The sequence below is a fragment of the Halalkalibacter urbisdiaboli genome (genome assembly GCF_002156385.1).
In the GTDB taxonomy this organism is placed as follows: domain Bacteria; phylum Bacillota; class Bacilli; order Bacillales; family Bacillaceae_D; genus Halalkalibacter_A; species Halalkalibacter_A urbisdiaboli.
This window is the reverse complement of sequence record NZ_MVJM01000002.1, coordinates 449,724-466,910: the sequence shown is the minus strand read 5'-3', so window position 1 is coordinate 466,910 and position 17,187 is coordinate 449,724. Positions and strand designations below refer to the sequence as shown.

At 38.9% G+C, this 17,187-nt stretch carries 15 protein-coding genes; 10 read left to right on the top strand and 5 right to left on the bottom strand.

The features are described from left to right. From B1R93_RS10105 to murC, 3 genes are all read left to right on the top strand, one after another. Window positions 1–2,355, top strand: a 2,355-nt coding sequence (locus B1R93_RS10105) for a DNA translocase FtsK (RefSeq protein ID WP_133058652.1), incomplete at its 5' end; no start/stop codon positions are given. A 97-nt stretch (window positions 2,356–2,452) separates the two neighbouring features. Then, complete coding sequence (locus B1R93_RS10100) at window positions 2,453–3,550, top strand: nicotinate phosphoribosyltransferase (protein WP_088103855.1); 1,098 nt, start codon at window positions 2,453–2,455, stop codon at window positions 3,548–3,550. A 180-nt stretch (window positions 3,551–3,730) separates the two neighbouring features. After that, window positions 3,731–5,029, top strand: coding sequence for a UDP-N-acetylmuramate--L-alanine ligase (gene murC, locus B1R93_RS10095; protein WP_088103854.1), 1,299 nt, complete (start codon window positions 3,731–3,733; stop codon window positions 5,027–5,029). 125 nt (window positions 5,030–5,154) lie between these two features. Here murC and B1R93_RS10090 read toward each other — a convergent pair whose 3' ends face one another. Further along, on the bottom strand, window positions 5,155–6,270 hold the full coding sequence (locus B1R93_RS10090; protein WP_088103853.1) for an aminopeptidase: 1,116 nt from the start codon (window positions 6,268–6,270) through the stop codon (window positions 5,155–5,157). 177 nt (window positions 6,271–6,447) lie between these two features. On the opposite strand from B1R93_RS10090, the gene B1R93_RS10085 reads away from it, so the two are divergent. Further along, the gene (locus B1R93_RS10085; RefSeq protein ID WP_088103852.1) at window positions 6,448–6,891 is read left to right on the top strand and encodes a DUF948 domain-containing protein; all 444 of its coding nucleotides are present in this window, start codon (window positions 6,448–6,450) and stop codon (window positions 6,889–6,891) included. Between the two features lies 1 nt (window position 6,892). Beyond that, window positions 6,893–7,345 (top strand): YtxH domain-containing protein, encoded by a 453-nt coding sequence (locus tag B1R93_RS10080; protein ID WP_088103851.1) that lies wholly within the window; start codon window positions 6,893–6,895, stop codon window positions 7,343–7,345. A 32-nt stretch (window positions 7,346–7,377) separates the two neighbouring features. Here the strand turns inward: B1R93_RS10080 and B1R93_RS10075 are convergent, their stop codons facing one another. Then, window positions 7,378–9,543, bottom strand: coding sequence for a cell division protein FtsA (locus B1R93_RS10075; RefSeq protein WP_088103850.1), 2,166 nt, complete (start codon window positions 9,541–9,543; stop codon window positions 7,378–7,380). A gap of 227 nt (window positions 9,544–9,770) precedes the next feature. Here B1R93_RS10075 and B1R93_RS10070 point away from each other — a divergent pair, with 227 nt between their 5' ends. The 5 genes from B1R93_RS10070 (at window position 9,771) to B1R93_RS10050 (ending at window position 14,541) form a co-directional block, all read left to right on the top strand. Beyond that, complete coding sequence (locus tag B1R93_RS10070) at window positions 9,771–10,847, top strand: bifunctional 3-deoxy-7-phosphoheptulonate synthase/chorismate mutase (protein WP_088103849.1); 1,077 nt, start codon at window positions 9,771–9,773, stop codon at window positions 10,845–10,847. A 336-nt stretch (window positions 10,848–11,183) separates the two neighbouring features. Further along, window positions 11,184–12,188, top strand: coding sequence for a catabolite control protein A (gene ccpA, locus B1R93_RS10065; RefSeq protein ID WP_088103848.1), 1,005 nt, complete (start codon window positions 11,184–11,186; stop codon window positions 12,186–12,188). Between the two features lie 28 nt (window positions 12,189–12,216). Then, window positions 12,217–13,017 (top strand): flagellar motor protein MotP, encoded by an 801-nt coding sequence (gene motP / locus B1R93_RS10060; protein ID WP_088103847.1) that lies wholly within the window; start codon window positions 12,217–12,219, stop codon window positions 13,015–13,017. Then, window positions 13,007–13,765 carry a flagellar motor protein MotS gene (gene motS, locus B1R93_RS10055; protein WP_088103846.1) on the top strand — a complete coding sequence of 253 codons (759 nt, stop codon included), beginning with the start codon at window positions 13,007–13,009 and terminating at the stop codon, window positions 13,763–13,765. The genes motP and motS overlap by 11 nt, the downstream gene beginning before the upstream one ends. Window positions 13,766–13,839: 74 nt before the next feature. Further along, complete coding sequence (locus B1R93_RS10050; protein WP_088103845.1) at window positions 13,840–14,541, top strand: 5'-methylthioadenosine/adenosylhomocysteine nucleosidase; 702 nt, start codon at window positions 13,840–13,842, stop codon at window positions 14,539–14,541. Between the two features lie 27 nt (window positions 14,542–14,568). Here B1R93_RS10050 and B1R93_RS10045 read toward each other — a convergent pair whose 3' ends face one another. Genes B1R93_RS10045 through B1R93_RS10035 form a run of 3 tightly spaced genes read right to left on the bottom strand, consistent with a single transcriptional unit; the run spans window position 14,569 to window position 17,050 of the window. Further along, a complete protein-coding gene (locus B1R93_RS10045; RefSeq protein WP_088103844.1) occupies window positions 14,569–15,741 on the bottom strand; it encodes an acetoin utilization protein AcuC in 1,173 nt (390 codons plus the stop codon). Continuing rightward, window positions 15,731–16,381, bottom strand: coding sequence for an acetoin utilization AcuB family protein (locus tag B1R93_RS10040; protein WP_088103843.1), 651 nt, complete (start codon window positions 16,379–16,381; stop codon window positions 15,731–15,733). The genes B1R93_RS10045 and B1R93_RS10040 overlap by 11 nt, the downstream gene beginning before the upstream one ends. Window positions 16,382–16,417: 36 nt before the next feature. Then, window positions 16,418–17,050, bottom strand: a complete 633-nt coding sequence (locus B1R93_RS10035; RefSeq protein ID WP_088103842.1) for a GNAT family N-acetyltransferase — start codon at window positions 17,048–17,050, stop codon at window positions 16,418–16,420. Between the last annotated feature and the right edge of the window lie 137 nt (window positions 17,051–17,187).

Here is a 17,187-nt window from a genome sequence, read left to right as displayed (position 1 = left end):
TCAAACCCAAACAGTGAAGGCTCTTCTGAAAAAAAACCTTTCTCAAATAACCAGTTTAAACCGACTTCAATTCCTTCTCCTATTCATGGGTTTCGAAATCAGTCGACTCAAGATACAAAGAGGGAAAGCTCGGCTTTTTCTCCATTTCATATGGAGGATATAAGAGCAGGACGAAAGGAAGAAGTCCCAACTAAACCTAGTGAAAACCTTGAAGAAATCTATAAAAACAACCTTGAAAACATCGAACAAGTGCCTGTAAAAGAAGAGAAGCAAATCGAACCTGATTTTGTTATAGGAAAGAAAATGCAACCTACGTATGAAGAGAAGAGTGGAGCTAATTTTGATGAAATTGCTGCATCAAAACACGTTGAACGCCAAGTGGTGATGTGGGAAGAGGCCGAGGAAGCGATCCGAGAGGAAACATGGGAAGAGTTTGAAGAAGAGACTCGGGGAGCGGTCCAAGAGGAAACAAGGGAAGAAGTTGAAGAAGAGACCCAGGAAGCGGTCCAAGAGGAAACAAGGGAAGAAGTTGAAGAAAAGACCCAGGAAGCGGTCCAGGAGGAAACATGGGAAGAGTTTGAAGAAGAGGCCGAGGAAGCGATCCAAGAGGAAACATGGGAAGAGTTTGAAGAAGAGGCCGAGGAAGCGATCCAAGAGGAAACATGGGAAGAAGTTGAAGAAGAGATCGAGGTAGCGATTCAAGAGGAATGGGAAGCGGTTCAAGAACAATCCCAGGAAGCGACTCATTTGAAGACTCGGAAAGAGAGTCAAGAGTTTATTCAGAATAAGCCTCAGGTCGCTGAAGCTCGGCCTGTTTCTACAGAACCGAAAGGAGAACAACCTCCTGTACCTTTTAATGTCATCATGCTCCCCCAGGACCGTTCAAAAAAAGCTGAGCAGCGTAAATCGTTTCTTCCTAAGAAAGAAGAGCGTTCATCCTATATGTATCCAAGTATTCAACTATTAAATTTCCCTCAAGTGAAATCGGAGGATGATTCAGGCTGGTTGGATGAACAAGCGACTCTCTTAGAAGAAACTCTACAAAGCTTTAATGTTGATGCAAAAGTAGTTCTTGTCACAAAGGGACCGTCTGTTACTCGCTTTGAAATACAACCAGCTCGTGGCGTAAAGGTTAATAAAGTGACGAATTTAACAGATGATATTAAGCTGTCCTTAGCAGCAAAGGATATTCGTATAGAGGCACCAATTCCTGGGAAGAATACGATCGGAATTGAAGTGCCAAACCGGGCATCTGTTCCTGTTTTTTTACGAGAAATTCTTAGAAGAGATGTATTTATACAACCAGATTCCCCTTTGACTGTTGCATTAGGGCTAGATATTTCAGGTCAGCCAATTGTGACTGATTTGAAGAAAATGCCTCATGGGCTTGTTGCTGGAGCAACTGGTTCAGGGAAAAGCGTTTGTATTAATTCAATCTTAATTAGTTTACTATTTAAAGCAAATCCAGATGAAGTTAAGCTACTTTTGATTGACCCGAAGATGGTTGAATTAGCACCATATAATGAACTGCCGCATTTAATTACCCCTGTAATAACAGACGCTAAACAGGCGACTGCCGCACTAAAGTGGGTTGTTGCTGAGATGGAGAGGCGCTATGAGCTCTTCTCACAACAAGGGGTAAGAGATGTTGGTAGGTACAATCAGTTATATTCAGATTCTCCAGATAAACCAGCACTACCATATATATTGGTTGTGATTGATGAATTAGCAGATTTAATGATGGTTTCCCCACAGGATGTAGAGGATGCTATTTGTCGTATCGCACAAAAAGCACGTGCGTGTGGTATTCATTTATTATTAGCAACCCAACGACCATCAGTTGATGTTATTACAGGATTAATTAAAGCCAATATCCCGACTCGAGTTGCGTTCTCAGTTTCCTCAACAACTGACTCTCGAACGATTTTAGATATGAGTGGAGCGGAGAGGCTGTTAGGAAAAGGAGACATGCTCTTTCATGAGAATGGCTCGCCAAAACCGATACGTGTACAAGGTACGTTTGTATCTGACGAAGAAATTGAATATGTGATTGCTCACGTAAAAAAACAAAGAGCTCCTAACTATTTACTTGAAACAGACCAGTTACAAAAGGTACAAGAATTTAATGAACAAGAAGACGAGCTCTTTGAAGAAGCATGTCATTTTGTAATTGAACAGGGGAGTGCCTCTGCATCAAGTTTACAGCGCCGCTTTCGAGTTGGCTATAATCGTGCCGCGCGATTAATCGATATGATGGAAGCTCGTGGCGTTGTGTCTGAAGCAATGGGCAGTAAACCACGCCATGTCCTTATGGATGAGCTTGAACTTGAGGAAGCACTTTACTCTTCGGAATAAAGTAAGATTAGTGGAAAACCTTGTATTACGTTAGAAGGTTTTATATGATAAAGAATAGTATGGAATAAAGGGATGTTACAAGGAGCTTGGACGAGCTATGAAAGAAATCGAACTTAAGATGCAAGGGAAGATTAAGAGATTAACGAATAAAACGTTTAAATTTGATGAAAGAATACGTGAAGGTTGGTTTTCAGCCGTTTATTTTTTGAAAACGCGAGAAATCGTAGAGAAATATCAGGCAAATAATATTGTGACAATGCAGTTTTTTCAGAAGGAGCATGCGATCGTTTGTGGGACGGATGAAGTAATTGCTTTAATTCGGACCTTTGCCAAGAACCCGAATGAGCTAGAAATTCGTTCGTTAACAGACGGTGATAAAATTAAGCCTTTTGAAACCGTCCTAACGATCACTGGTCCATACCAGAATTTTGGTTATCTTGAAGGAATCATCGATGGAATTTTTGCTAGAAGAACCTCGGTTGCAACTAATGTATATAATGTTGTAAAAGCTGCACGAATCTCAGGTGTACAAAAGCCAATTATTTTTATGGGTGATCGTGATGATCATTTCACGCAGCAATCAGGTGATGGTTACGCAGCCCATATAGGGGGATCAACAGCACAAGCGACTCATGCAATGAATGAATGGTGGGGAAAAAAAGGAATGGGCACAATGCCTCATGCACTGATTCAATTGTTTAAGGGTGATGTTGTTGCGGCAACCAAAGCTTATCATGAGACATACCCTGAGGATGACTTAATGGCTCTCGTTGACTACAATAATGATGTCATCACAGATGCTTTAAAAGTTGCTAGAGAATTTGGTGACACATTAAAAGGTGTCCGTGTCGACACTTCACGGACGATGGTGGACCAATATTTCTGTCGTAATCCTGAAATAATGGGAGCTTTTGATCCTAGGGGAGTAAATCCAGCACTTCTTTTTGCTTTAAGAGAAGCACTTGATAAAGAAGGGTTTCACCATGTGAAAATTATTGCAACAGGTGGTTTTAATGCAGAGCGAATACAAAAATATGAAGAAGAAGGCGTCCCAGTCGATATTTACGGAGTCGGTGGCAGCCTGTTAAAAATTCACATCGGTTTTACTGGTGATAATGTTATATTAAATGGCGAGCATGAGGCTAAGGCTGGGAGACGTTTTAATGATAATCCTAGACTTGCACTTGTTGATTAAAAACAAGGACCTGCTTAAAAAGTAGGTCTTTTCTTTCTTTTTTTTACATAGACTATTGGGTGATTACTTAATCGTGAATTTGTGAAATTTTTTTTTTTTGGTATAATGAGTCGATGACTTACATAACTATCACAACATTCAAATGGGTCATTAACCTATGAGAATATTGGAGGTTCAATTATGGCAATCTTTCATTTTATTGGCATAAAAGGTTCAGGAATGAGTGCACTTGCGCAAATTCTACACGATATGAAATATGATGTTCAAGGATCTGACGTTGAAAAACAGTTTTTTACGCAAATACCGTTGGAGAACAAAGGGATACCTATATTCCCTTTTAATAAAGAGAATATAAAGCCTAATCAGAATGTTATTGTATCAGCTGCTTATGGTGCGGAACACGAAGAGGTTCAAGAAGCAGAACATTTGAATATCAGTATAACGAAATATCCTAATTTCTTAGGAGATTTCATTCAAAATTTTACAAGTGTAGCTGTGACTGGTTCACACGGGAAGACATCAACTACAGGCTTACTTTCACATGTATTAGGAGCAACATACCCTACTTCCTATTTAATTGGAGATGGAACAGGGAAGGGTGAAGAAGATTCGAAGTATTTTGTATTTGAAGCTTGTGAGTATCGTCGTCACTTTTTAAATTATAAGCCTGATTATTGCATAATGACGAATGTTGACTTCGACCATCCTGATTATTTTAAAGATGTAAATGACGTGTTTTCAGCATTTCAAGAAATGGCGATGCAGGTTAAGAAAGCCATTGTTGCTTGTGGAGATGACGAACATCTTCAGGGGATTCACGCCAATGTTCCGGTTGTATATTATGGTTATGGTGAAGATAATGATTTTCAAGCACGTAACGTAAGCGTGACAAGCAATGGAACAACATTTGATGTATATGTACGTAATCATATGTACGGTACATTTACAATTCCAGGGTTTGGGAAGCATAATGTATTAAATGCATTGGCTGTTATTGCTTTATGTCACTATGAAAATGTACCAGCAGAAGATGTGGAGAAGCACTTACGTACGTTCCAAGGGGTAAAGCGTAGATTTACGGAGAAAAAGGTAGACCGTCAAATTTTAATTGATGACTATGCGCACCACCCTACGGAAATTGCTGCAACAATTGAAGCGACGAAGCAGAAATACCCAGACAACCAAATTGTGGCAATTTTTCAACCGCATACGTTTACTAGAACAAAAGCATTTTTGCATGAATTTGCTGAGGCTTTAAAGCAAGCCGATTACGTATACTTATGTGATATCTTTGGTTCTGCTAGGGAAAATGCCGGAAACTTAACCATTGAGGACCTCCAAGCACTTATTCCAGGTGCAGAAGTTTTAGCAGAGTCTGAGGTGGAATCACTGAGGAAGCACCAAGATTGTACGCTTCTTTTTATGGGTGCCGGCGATATTCAAAAATTTCAGAAAGCATATGAACAGACTTTAGCATAATGAATAATACAGAGAGCTGGTGATTTGATTCAGCTCTCTTTTACATGTTAGACAGAGCAGTCGATTATTCGGATTGGGAATCGGTTTTTACATATTGAACATCTACTATGTGGAAAAGCCGTTGTTTATTTTAAGTTTTCAGGATTTAGTTGCTCAAGTTCTGGTAATACAAAGCGTCCATCTTTTCGAATTAATACATCATCAAAATAGATTTCGCCCCCACCATAGTCAGGACGTTGAATCATGACAAGATCCCAATGGATAGATGAATCGTTTCCATTCGAGGTTTCATCGTAGCATTGGCCTGGGGTGAAATGAAAACTACCATCTATTTTCTCATCGAAAAGAATATCTTTCATCGGATGCTGAATATATGGGTTAACACCAATCGCAAATTCACCAATAAACCGTGCACCTTCATCTGTATTTAAAATATCATTGATGCGATTTGTATCGTTTGCCGTTGCCTCGATGATTTTTCCATCCTTGAATGTAAAGCTTACATGTTCAAACGTATATCCTTGGTATGGAGATGGTGTATTGTATGATATGGTGCCATTAACTGAATTTTTGATCGGTGCTGTAAATACTTCACCATCAGGAATGTTATGTTCTCCCGCGCATTTTATTGCTGGTATCCCTTTAATAGAAAAGCGTAAATCGGTTCCCGGTCCAGTAATTCGAACAGAGTCTGTTTTCTCCATCAACGTAACGAGTGCATCCATTGCGCGACTCATTTTCTGATAATCTAAATTACACACGTTAAAATAAAAATTTTCAAATGCTTCTGTACTTGTATTAGCGAGCTGGGCCATCGATGAACTTGGGTAACGGAGAACAACCCATTTTGTTTTAGGAACTCGTATTTCACGATGGACGAGTTGTCCAATCGTCTTCCCATGTAACGCCATTTTCTCACTTGGGACGTCTGAAAGCTCTGAAATGTTATCACCTGCACGAAGTCCTATGTAAGCATCCATTTCGTTCATCATTGTCGCTTCAACTTTAGCCATTAAGCGCAATTGCTGTTCATTTGCTTGGAGAAAGAGTGAACGGTCAACTTGATGATCTTTCAATAGTACAAAGGGATTTCCTCCTGCTGCGTAAGCTTCTTCTACGAGTGCAGTTACTAGTTCACGCTGTAGACCAAAATTCTCAATTAGAACATTTTCATTTTTCTGTAGGTTAACAGAATAGGTAATGAGCCGATTGGCTAGCGTTTGAATTCTTGGATCTCTCATTTCAATTCCTCCTTTTGTTTATCTATTGTAATCGATTATTGTACTGGATACAAAAGTGCTATTTTGGGACGTAAAAAAGTTGCAGGAGAATCGATTGTTTTATCGAATTATGAAATAACGAAGGTTTAATAAGGACATGTTAGGGGTACTAAAATAGAGTAGGAGGGTAGACAAGCTATGGAATTATTATTATACATAAGTGCGATTATCGCTGCAGTTGCTTTTGCTATACTCGTCATTTATCTCGTACGAACCTTAAAGTCGGTCAACCGCACACTTTTTCATGTAGCGAATACAATGGCAGGGTTAGAAAAGCAGATGAATGGAATAACAAAAGAAACAGAAGAGCTTCTTCATCGAACAAATCAATTAGCTGAAGATATTCAAGAAAAGTCGGAAGCGGTTCATATGCTGTTCGATTCAGTTAAGGACCTAGGACATTCATTCCAACACGTGAATCAATCGATACGTAATGTTTCAAATACTGTGGCATCAACAACAGTTAAACAGTCTGAACATATAGCACAGGCGGTACAGTGGGGAAATGTTGCGATTGATTTATATATGAAATTTAAACAACGAAACAGAGATAAGTCAACTACCTATAAGGAGGAGATTTAGAATGGGAGATATGAACACAAAGGATTTTTTAATTGGGACGTTAATTGGAGGGTTTGTCGGTGTTGCAGGTGCTTTATTATTGGCTCCGAAATCAGGAAAAGAATTACGTCACGAACTAAATGAACAGGCACAACTTGCTCGTGAGAAAACGAGTCAAATCACTTCTACAGCATACGAAAAAGGAAATGAGTGGGCTTCTTTTGCAAAGGAAAAGTCATCGACTCTTGCAAAAGCCGTATCTGATCAGTCTTCCCAAGTAGTTGACAAAGTAAGGGAGGTTGCAGCTACAACAAAAACAGGGGCAGAAGAAGTGACGGAATCTGCACAAGACCTTGCTGGTAATGTGGCCGAAACACTTCAAGAGGGTAGTGAGCAGGTCGCGCAAACTGTAAAAGAAGAAGTCGATAATATTTATAACAAGATTACAGAAGCAGAACAAAACCGTGAAATGTAGAAAAGAAGTCCCGTGATTGGGACTTCTTTTTATTAATTATAGCTTTCATTGAAAAATAACTGAATTTTATCGCCATCATAAATGGGGCTACTAAAATTAGTATCTTCGCCATTCCGTTTTAGATATAAAGTCTTATTCGTCGTATTACTTAAATCAATATTAACCTTTGTAAAGATATCCTGTAAGATAAAGGACTCAGCGTTTCTCGTTTCAATCGTCAAATGATCATCTTGATGAACCTTGTCTTCTAACTTAAGCTTTGTATCCTTTCGTAAGACGTCTACAAGGGGCTTCTCCAACGTCACCTCTTCATCATTAAAGAAAATCGTCATCGTTTGGCTACTGTTGATATTTTGTAACTTTAATATATCTTTGACCGATGGAGGAGATGTAGTCGTTGATTCATCCTGCCAATTTAAGATATCTTTACTGTAAATTGGGTCATCCAGTTGAGCAGGCTGTCCATTTTTAGATAATGTTTTTTTGGACGAAGGAATTTTGATTTCTTCATCATTTACAAGTAGTTTATAAGAGCTAAATTGATCCAACGGTAGTTTTAGCTGTTGTAATGCATCCCGGATTGTTTTAGGGAAGATCAATTTATAAATATCGCGATCATGTACCGCCTCATTCCCGTTGACTTCCATGCCATTCCTAAGAATTTTTGCGGGGATTGTCTTGTCTTGTTCGTTAATCATTACATGTATTGTTGGAACATCACCTATAAGCTCGTTAATTGTTAAGTTTGCTTGTTCACCATCATTTCCACGCTTTACAACCACCTCGTCACCAGCTTTAAGAGGAGCATCTAAAGAAGTAGGTTCACCATTTTTCAGGAGCAATGGTGGTTTACCATGTTGACCTGGAATGGAGATTAATCTATCTTCGACTGTAACCATGATTGCAAGGCCTGGTTTTCCATAGAGCTTCGAAATATCAACTCCAGCAGCAAGTAACCCGTCACCTACTGTTAAACGTTTCACATCGAATAATCGTAATGTTTGCTCATTCACCTTAACACTCACATATTCAATTGGGTTTTCCTTAGCTGCAATCGCAATGCCAATTGGAGTGACTAACTCTGGCCCGAATTTGTGAGTATCTTGAAGTATTAAATTTTTAATGGCATCAATTCCTCTAATAGCTACACGGTTTTCCGGCAACGCTAAACATCGTGAGATAAATTTAGGTAATTCAGGAGTTAAACTTCCACCACCAACGAGCATAACTGCTTTCGGAGCTTGACCATTTAGGCGTAAGATTTCATCACTAATTGATTGTGCGAGTCTTTGAATGGCCCCATGAATCGGTGATAAGATATCAGAACGAGAATACGTCGTTTCAAAACCGAGAATGTCCTGCATCGTTATTTCATCATTTGCAATGAGTTGTCGTTTAACGTTTTCAGCATCGGGAAAATCTAGTAAAAAATGATCACTAATTGCTTCAGTAATTTCATCACCCGCCACTGGTACCATTCCGTAAGCTGTGACCGTATTTTCATCAGTAAGAGCAATGTCAGAAGTTCCGGCTCCAATATCGACTAAAGCGACATTCAGGCGACGCATAGATGGCGGGATAAGTACGTTGATAGCTGCTATTGGTTCTAACGTAAGCGCTTCTAATTCAAGGTTTACTCTTGATAAAGCGGCAAGTAATGATTCTACAACGACTTTAGGTAAAAATGTTGCGATTACTTCTACTGTTGCAGTGTGACCGCTTTGGTCTAATAAGCTACCAATTGGTTCTCCATCTAACCGGTACGTAAGAACAGAATAGCCAACACAATAATAATGAACGAGTGATTCACTCTCTTGTTCTTGAGCTAAAGCATATTGTGCTTGTTGTACTGCACTTAGTTCAAGATGAAGTAAATCATCTCGTTCAAACATAGGTTTTCCCTTTATATCAATATCAAACGAGGCCCGTTTTGTTTTCAATGAACGTCCAGCGGCAGCGACGCACACTTTCTTTAAAGGACCGTGCTTTTCTTCAAGCTTGGATTTCACTTTTTGAATAACCATAGCCACAGCTGGAACATCATGTATTTGTCCATCAAGCATTGAACGGTCATGATGCTCTATAATTTCTAAATCTAAAAGTTCATATTGCTCATCTTTTTGCTTTAATAAAAGGCCAACAACTGACCGTGTACCAATATCAAGAGCAAAGAGAGGTGAAAAGCTTTCATTTGCCAAGGACAATCACCTACATTTCAAACTAGACTTTTTATTCATTTTACTAAAAATTGTCGAAAAACGTAAGCAAAATCTGTAATTCGTTCCTTATCCACTTTAGTGCATAAAAGCTTAAAAGCTTAAAAGCTTTTAAGCGATAAAGAAAAAAATCGTGACATTCTTCAATTTATCCTTTATAATGAAAACTAACTTATAAAGAAGCTAACGTAAAGAGGGAGTGGAGTAGAATGAGTAATGAACAAGTAGATAAGTTGAGATCAGCATTAGACGAGGTGAATATTAAGCTTCTAGACTTAATTAACGAAAGAGCTCAGTTAGTGCAAGAAATTGGAAAGATTAAAGGAACTCAAGGTGTTAACCGTTTTGATCCTGTTCGTGAAAGAGCGATGTTAGACCATATTGCTGCTCATAATGAAGGACCTTTTGAAACGTCAACACTTCAACATATTTTTAAACAAATTTTCAAGGCTAGCTTAGAATTACAAGAGGATGATAACAGTAAGGCATTACTTGTTTCTCGTAAAAAGCATCCTGAAAATACAGTTGTTGACCTTAAGGGTGAACTTATTGGTGATGGAAAGCAACGCCTTGTTATGGGACCTTGTGCCGTTGAAAGCTATGAACAAGTACTTACAGTTGCTAAGGCAATGAAGGAACGTGGGATTAGACTTTTACGTGGAGGTGCATACAAACCACGTACATCACCATATGATTTCCAAGGATTAGGTCTAGAAGGGCTTCAAATTTTACGTCGTGTAGCGGATGAGCTTGACATGGTTGTCATTAGTGAAATTACGACTCCTGGTGATGTTGAAACTGCATTAGAGTATGTAGATGTCATTCAAGTAGGCGCTCGTAATATGCAAAATTTTGAATTACTAAAAACAGTTGGTGGAGTAAATAAACCAGTCTTATTAAAACGCGGACTTGCAGCAACAATTGAAGAATTTATTCATGCTGCTGAGTACATTGTTTCAAAAGGTAACAGTAACCTTATGCTTTGTGAACGAGGTATACGTACGTATGAAAAAGCAACTCGTAATACATTAGACATCTCTGCAGTCCCAATTCTTAAGCAAGAAACACACTTACCAGTTATGGTAGATGTAACGCATTCAACTGGTCGTCGTGACCTTCTTTTACCGACTGCGAAAGCGGCGCTTGCGATTGGTGCAGATGTTGTTATGGCTGAAGTTCATCCGGATCCAGCAGTTGCATTATCTGATTCAGCACAGCAAATGGATATTCCGACATTCAATAAATTTATTGATGATTTATTAGCTTCTGGTTTATATAAAAACTAATGAAGAACAACGGCCCTCATGTAAACATGAAGGGCTGTTTTTTTTGAATAGTCGAAATAGTTTACTAGGGATGAGTGTAGATGAAAGCACATTATGTTGAAAAAAAACAGACCTCTTTAACATTTTCCTTTTAAAAATGGCGTTTATAGCTAATAATTTTCTTATAGACTAAGAATATAGAAAAATAAGTGTGAACAAAATGAAAATGTAATGAAAAAATTTTCAAACTTTGTCGATATAAGTACAGTAAAGACATTGCGGACCTCAACATAGTATCGTATGATAACAATACATTCAGTATGCGAAATTTGACGTTGATATAGAGGAGGAACAAAAGTGAATACGACTATTTATGATGTAGCAAGAGAAGCTGGTGTTTCGATGGCAACAGTATCACGTGTTGTTAACGGAAACCCAAATGTAAAACCAGCAACAAGAAAGAAGGTACTAGAAGCTATTGAGCGTCTTGGTTACCGCCCTAATGCTGTTGCGCGTGGTTTAGCAAGTAAGAAAACGACGACGGTAGGTGTAATTATCCCGGATATCTCAAGTATCTTTTTTGCAGAGCTTGCTAGAGGAATTGAAGATATTGCAACAATGTATAAGTACAATATTATTCTTTGTAACTCAGACCAAAACAAAGATAAGGAAATCCATTTAATTAATACGCTATTAGAGAAGCAAGTGGATGGAATTGTTTTTATGGGTGGGCACATTACTGACGAGCACGTAGAGCAGTTCAAACGTTCTCCAGTTCCGATTGTGTTAGCTGCAACATTAGACGAGGAGAAAGAAATTCCTTCAGTTAATATCGATTATAAGCAAGCGGTTTATGATGCAATTACCCATCTTATTTCAGAAGGTCATTCGAAAATTGGAATGCTTTCTGGCTCTTTAGATGATCCAATTAACGGTTATTTGAAGTTTGACGGTTATCGCAGCGCAATTGAAGATGCTGGATTAACGTTTGAAGAGAAATTTGTAGTTATTGGTGATTATACGTATGACTCAGGAATTGAAGCAATGGATACATTTGTAAACCTAGATGAGAAGCCGAGTGCGATTTTCGCATCGACTGATGAAATGGCACTAGGGATTATCCATGGTGCTCAGGATAAGGGGTTTAACATTCCAGAAGATTTTGAAGTGCTAGGTTTTGATAATACCCGTCTAGCTACAATGGTTCGTCCGACATTATCAACGGTTGTTCAACCAATGTATGATATTGGAGCCGTATCGATGCGTTTATTAACAAAGTATATGAATAAAGAAGAAGTTAGTGACCATATTGTTGTCCTACCTCACCGCATCGAGTTTAGACAATCAACAAAGTCAAACTAGCCAGCATTACTAGGGCAGGGAGAGAATTATGAAAAAATTTGATTTTCTAACACCGATAGGAATTGTTCTGGGACTTGTCGTTATGTTATTGGCTGTACTCACAAATGCTGGGATTTCCGGCCTTGTTTTCATGCTCGACATTGCTTCCATTTTGATTGTATTCGGTGGATTCATTGCTGCGATTATCATTACGTTCTCTTTGGTAGAATTAAAAACAATGCCAAGAGTAATGAGAGAGGCTTTTCGTTCAGAAGACCATGATCTACAAAAACTAATTAACACATTTGTTGATTTATCGGGGAAGGCAAGGAGAGAAGGATTACTTGCACTTGAAGTGGGGCTTGATGAAGTGGAGGACCCTTTTATCCGTAAAGGTGTGCTTTTGGCGGTAGATGGTGTTGAACCAGATATTATTAAGGATATTATGATGGCTGAGGTTGTTGCGATGGAGGAGCGCCATCGTAAAGGACGAGCTGTTATTGAAAAAGCAGGCGAATATGCACCTGCTTGGGGAATGATTGGTACACTGATCGGTCTCGTCCTTATGCTTCAAAACTTAAATGACCCATCAACGTTAGGCCCTAATATGGCTGTTGCTCTATTAACGACCTTATATGGATCTTTATTAGCAAACCTAGTCTTTATTCCGATGGCAACTAAATTAGCGAATAAAACCGATCAGGAAGTCTTTATAAAACAAATTATTATTGAAGGGGTAATTGGAGTCCAGTCTGGTCAGAACCCAAAAATCCTTGAAGAAAAACTAAGTGCCTTTACAAGTGAAAAGCAGAATAAAGTTGAACTAGGAGATGAAAACGATGCAGCGTAAGCGGAAACCAGTGGACAAAGGGGCTCCTAAATGGATGGTTACCTTCGCTGATATGATTACACTCATTCTCGTTTTCTTTATCTTGCTTTTTTCGATGTCAGTTGTTGATGCACAAAAGTTTCGAGCAATAGCTGAATCGTTTCAACAAAGACAAATTTTTGAGTTTATGCCCTCTCCCATTGAGTTTGTGGACCCTAGTGATGAAAAAGGGGAGCAGAGAAAAGATCCTTTTAAAGAAGGAGATTTTGGTGAAGAAGAAAATAATGCTAATGAAGTAGACATGGATGAGCTGCTTCAAGAAGTTCAGGAATTTTTAGAGGTTAACGAAATGACTGAGCTTATCTCTGCGACGAGAGATGACCGAGGAGTCGTACTTGTTTTGCAAGAACGGACATTGTTTGAAACGGCTGAAGCAGAAATCCTTGTTAGCGCTGAACCTTTTTTAAGTAAGGTTGGAACGCTACTTGAAGCGATTCCAAATATGGTTAAGGTTGAGGGGCATACCGATAGTCGTCCGATTTCAACATTTCGATATCCTTCAAACTGGGAACTTTCAGGGGCACGTGCAAGCAGTGTCATTCGTTATCTAGTGGAAACCAGTGATTTAGATCCGAAGCGATTCGTTGCAACGGGTTATGGAGACACTAGACCTGTTGTGCCTAATACATCAATTGAAAATCTACAAGTTAATCGGCGAGTTGTGATCGTTATTTCCGATCCGAATTATGACGAAAATGACATGTTTTAGCCCGAGGGTTCCTCCTTGGGTTCTTTTCTTGTTTCCTAGTTAAAATTGATTATTATTGAATGGGAGGCTGTAAAATGACAATTGGTATTATTGGAGCAATGAATGAAGAAATTGAGCAAATCAAAACGGAAATGGACGTAAAGCAAACGCATGTGAAGGCCTCTGTTACTTTTTATGAAGGGACGATGTATAACAAGAAAATCGTTCTTTGTAAATCCGGTGTTGGTAAAGTCAATGCAGCATTAACTACACAAATCTTAATAGATACATTTAAGATTTCAGCGATAATTTTTACAGGTGTAGCTGGTGCACTTGATGAGGCACTAGAAGTAGGCGATCTTGTCATTTCTAGCTCAGCGATGCAGCATGATATGGATGCTAGTCCACTAGGCTTCAAACGAGGAGAAATCCCAATGTTTGATCGTTCTTCTGATTTTGAAGCAAATAAGCCATTAATAGCTTTGGCCGAAAATGCTGCGAAATCTACTTTAAACCGTAACATTTTAAAGGGAAGGATAGTAAGCGGGGATCAATTTATCGCGAATCCTGAATCTGTTCAGTCTTTAAGAGAAGAATTTAATGGAGTCTGCGTGGAAATGGAAGGAGCTGCTGTTGCTCAAGTAGCTTCATTGAATGACGTTCCATTTGTTATTATTCGTTCAATGTCGGACAAGGCCAATGGTGAGGCTTCGATGACGTTTGCAGAGTTTACGGTCTTGGCAAGTGAGCAGTCATTTTTAGTTGTTAGAGAAATGCTTAAACAAGTGCAGGGTTAACAGCAGCTTGCTGCTAGTTAACCCCTTTTACTTAATACGATCCATTTCATTCCGAATGTGAAAAAGCGCTTTCTCTAATGTTTTAGTGTTTTTCTCCGTTATTTCATGCCGCCTAGGAATTTCTGGAACGAGACCTGGAGAATCTAACCAATTACTTGGAAGTGAGACTTCGGTTTGTGATTGCCAATGCTCTAGCCAAGACTTTGGAAGCGGTTGCGAAATTTTGTTTAGTTGATTTGTCATCTCTAACCAAATTAGGGACCAAGCTCTTGGTACAACACGCCAAATATCATATCCGCCTCCGCCAACAGCAATCCAACGTCCATCGCAATATTTATGTGCTAGCTCATGGGCAACTTTTGGAACCATTTCGTATGTTTTCATCGTCGAGCAGAGGTGAGTAAGTGGATCATAATGGTGAGCATCTGCACCGTTTTGTGTTAGTATGACATCTGGCTTAAAGAAAGCCGCTACTTCTCGAATCGCTGTCTCATATACTTCAATAAAAGAATCATCTTCCGTAAAAGCATCAACAGGTACATTAATTGAAAAGCCAAATCCTTTACCTGATCCTTTCTCATTGACATTACCTGTACCGGGAAAAAGATAGCGACCTGTTTCATGAATACTTAACGTACAGACGTCAGGATCATCATAAAATGAAAATTGTACCCCATCACCGTGATGGGCATCTGTATCAACATAAAGGACTCGTGCCCCATATTTTTGTTTTAAGTACTCAATAGCAATTGCACTATCATTATAGATGCAAAAGCCTGAAGCTCTGCCACGGAAGCCATGATGTAGACCACCGCCAAGGTGAAGGGCATGAGCATGCTTACCAGTCATAACAGTATCAACAGCAGTTAATGTTCCTCCAACAATTAGAGCGGCAGCATTATGCATATTCTCAAAAATCGGTGTATCTTCTGTTCCAAGTCCATAGTTAGCTGCAATTTCAGGTTCGAGCTGACTTTGTCCTGCCTTTTTAACAGCCTCAACAAACGCATGATCGTGAATAAGGTGCAATTCCTCATCTGTCGCTACTCTAGGTAAAATAATATCAGATTCTTTTATACTGTTTGATTTAAATAATAAATCGTGAGTTAGGTGAAGCCGCAAATGATTAAATGGGTGTGTTTTGCTGAACCGATAAGCTAGTTGACTATTCGAGTAAATAAAGGCCGAACTATGACTCATCATTTTCACCTGGTAATAGTGGCCAAATAACATCATAGCCTTCTTTTTTTATTGCCTCGATAATACGTCTTGGATCAATCGTTTGGATTCGAAAAACGAGTATTTTATATTGTTCATCCTTACATGGATAAACAAGAACACTGTTAATATTCACGTGATTCTTTTTAAAAATCGAGGCAACATCTGCAAGCTGTCCAGTAATGTTTTGAACACGGATTTCAATATGAGAGCTTGGTTGGTGTGCACCCATTAATTCAACCAATGTATGCAAAAGATCTGTTTCCGTGACAATGCCAACGATCTTATTATCCTCAGCAATAGGTAAACAGCCAATATGGTGTTCATAAAAAAGACGTGAGACCTCTTCAACAAAATCGAGAGGATGAGCTGTAATAACATTTCGTTTCATAATCGTTGAGATTTCCTTCTGGAGGTCCTCTAAATGTTCGTCTGAGTGAAGAATGGACGGGCTAACATCTCGTATGTCCCTATCCGATATAATGCCAACAATATTTTTTTGCTCATCTACGATTGGGATATGACGAATACTATGTGTCGAGAGTGTTTGCATTGCCTGTTCAATCGTGGCATCAGGTGTTAATGTAATAACCTTCTTCTTCATAATTTCATCAATAATCATGTGGCATCACTCCTTCAGAATGTAAATTATTCAACTCTAATACATAAAACGGTTTTGGAATCGGAGTTGATCAAACGTTTGAATCGAAGAAGTATCGATGTTTTTACCGATTCGAGCCATTAAGCAGTTGGCGGGATGTGAACAAATTTCAGGATCATCTGTAGCATACCATTCCAGTCCACCGGCGTTCATCATTTTCTCCATGACTTTTCGGTATTCCCAGACATCTAGTCCGCTACCTTTTAAGTCCCAATGCCAGTAATATTCTGTTGTAATTATAATATAATCTTCCATTGACTCATCCATCATTGATAAACGTAAAAGACTTTTTCCAGCTTGGAATCCACGATATTCAGGGGCAATTTCGATCGCTCCAAGCTCGATTAAATTCTCCATTTTTGCCTCTGACCAACGTTCCATAGGATCTGGATAAACGAATGTAACATATCCAACAATCATATTTTCATCACGAACTACATTAATCCTGCCTTCGGGTAAATCTGCTATGCCAATTAACGCTTGTTTTTGTTCAGAAGGAGGGCGAAATGCAACTAAGCCAGGATGAAATTCATAAGAGGCAATTTCTTTCCCGGATATAGGACCTTCGACAATGAGCGTACCTTTAGGAGAGGTTAAGTGCAACGAGTGATAGTTTTTTTGATGAATCATTTGTAACCACCTTTAATCATGCTTAGTCGTCGGTTTTAATTATACATCATTCTATTCTTGAAAAAACGCCAAGCAAATAAACGATATTACTATTTTGTGAAGGTTTCGTAATTGTAAATGTACAAAGTATATGCGCT

Excerpts from the sequence above, each read along its gene's own strand:
- motP (WP_088103847.1), top strand. The coding sequence starts at position 12,217 with ATGAAAAAATTTGATTTTCTAACACCGATAGGAATTGTTCTGGGACTT.
- B1R93_RS10070 (WP_088103849.1), top strand. The coding sequence starts at position 9,771 with ATGAGTAATGAACAAGTAGATAAGTTGAGATCAGCATTAGACGAGGTG.
- B1R93_RS10080 (WP_088103851.1), top strand. The coding sequence starts at position 6,893 with ATGGGAGATATGAACACAAAGGATTTTTTAATTGGGACGTTAATTGGA.
- B1R93_RS10040 (WP_088103843.1), bottom strand. The coding sequence starts at position 16,381 with ATGATTATTGATGAAATTATGAAGAAGAAGGTTATTACATTAACACCT.
- B1R93_RS10100 (WP_088103855.1), top strand. The coding sequence starts at position 2,453 with ATGAAAGAAATCGAACTTAAGATGCAAGGGAAGATTAAGAGATTAACG.
- B1R93_RS10045 (WP_088103844.1), bottom strand. The coding sequence starts at position 15,741 with ATGAGTCATAGTTCGGCCTTTATTTACTCGAATAGTCAACTAGCTTAT.
- B1R93_RS10085 (WP_088103852.1), top strand. The coding sequence starts at position 6,448 with ATGGAATTATTATTATACATAAGTGCGATTATCGCTGCAGTTGCTTTT.
- motS (WP_088103846.1), top strand. The coding sequence starts at position 13,007 with ATGCAGCGTAAGCGGAAACCAGTGGACAAAGGGGCTCCTAAATGGATG.
- B1R93_RS10090 (WP_088103853.1), bottom strand. The coding sequence starts at position 6,270 with ATGAGAGATCCAAGAATTCAAACGCTAGCCAATCGGCTCATTACCTAT.
- murC (WP_088103854.1), top strand. The coding sequence starts at position 3,731 with ATGGCAATCTTTCATTTTATTGGCATAAAAGGTTCAGGAATGAGTGCA.
- B1R93_RS10035 (WP_088103842.1), bottom strand. The coding sequence starts at position 17,050 with ATGATTCATCAAAAAAACTATCACTCGTTGCACTTAACCTCTCCTAAA.
- B1R93_RS10050 (WP_088103845.1), top strand. The coding sequence starts at position 13,840 with ATGACAATTGGTATTATTGGAGCAATGAATGAAGAAATTGAGCAAATC.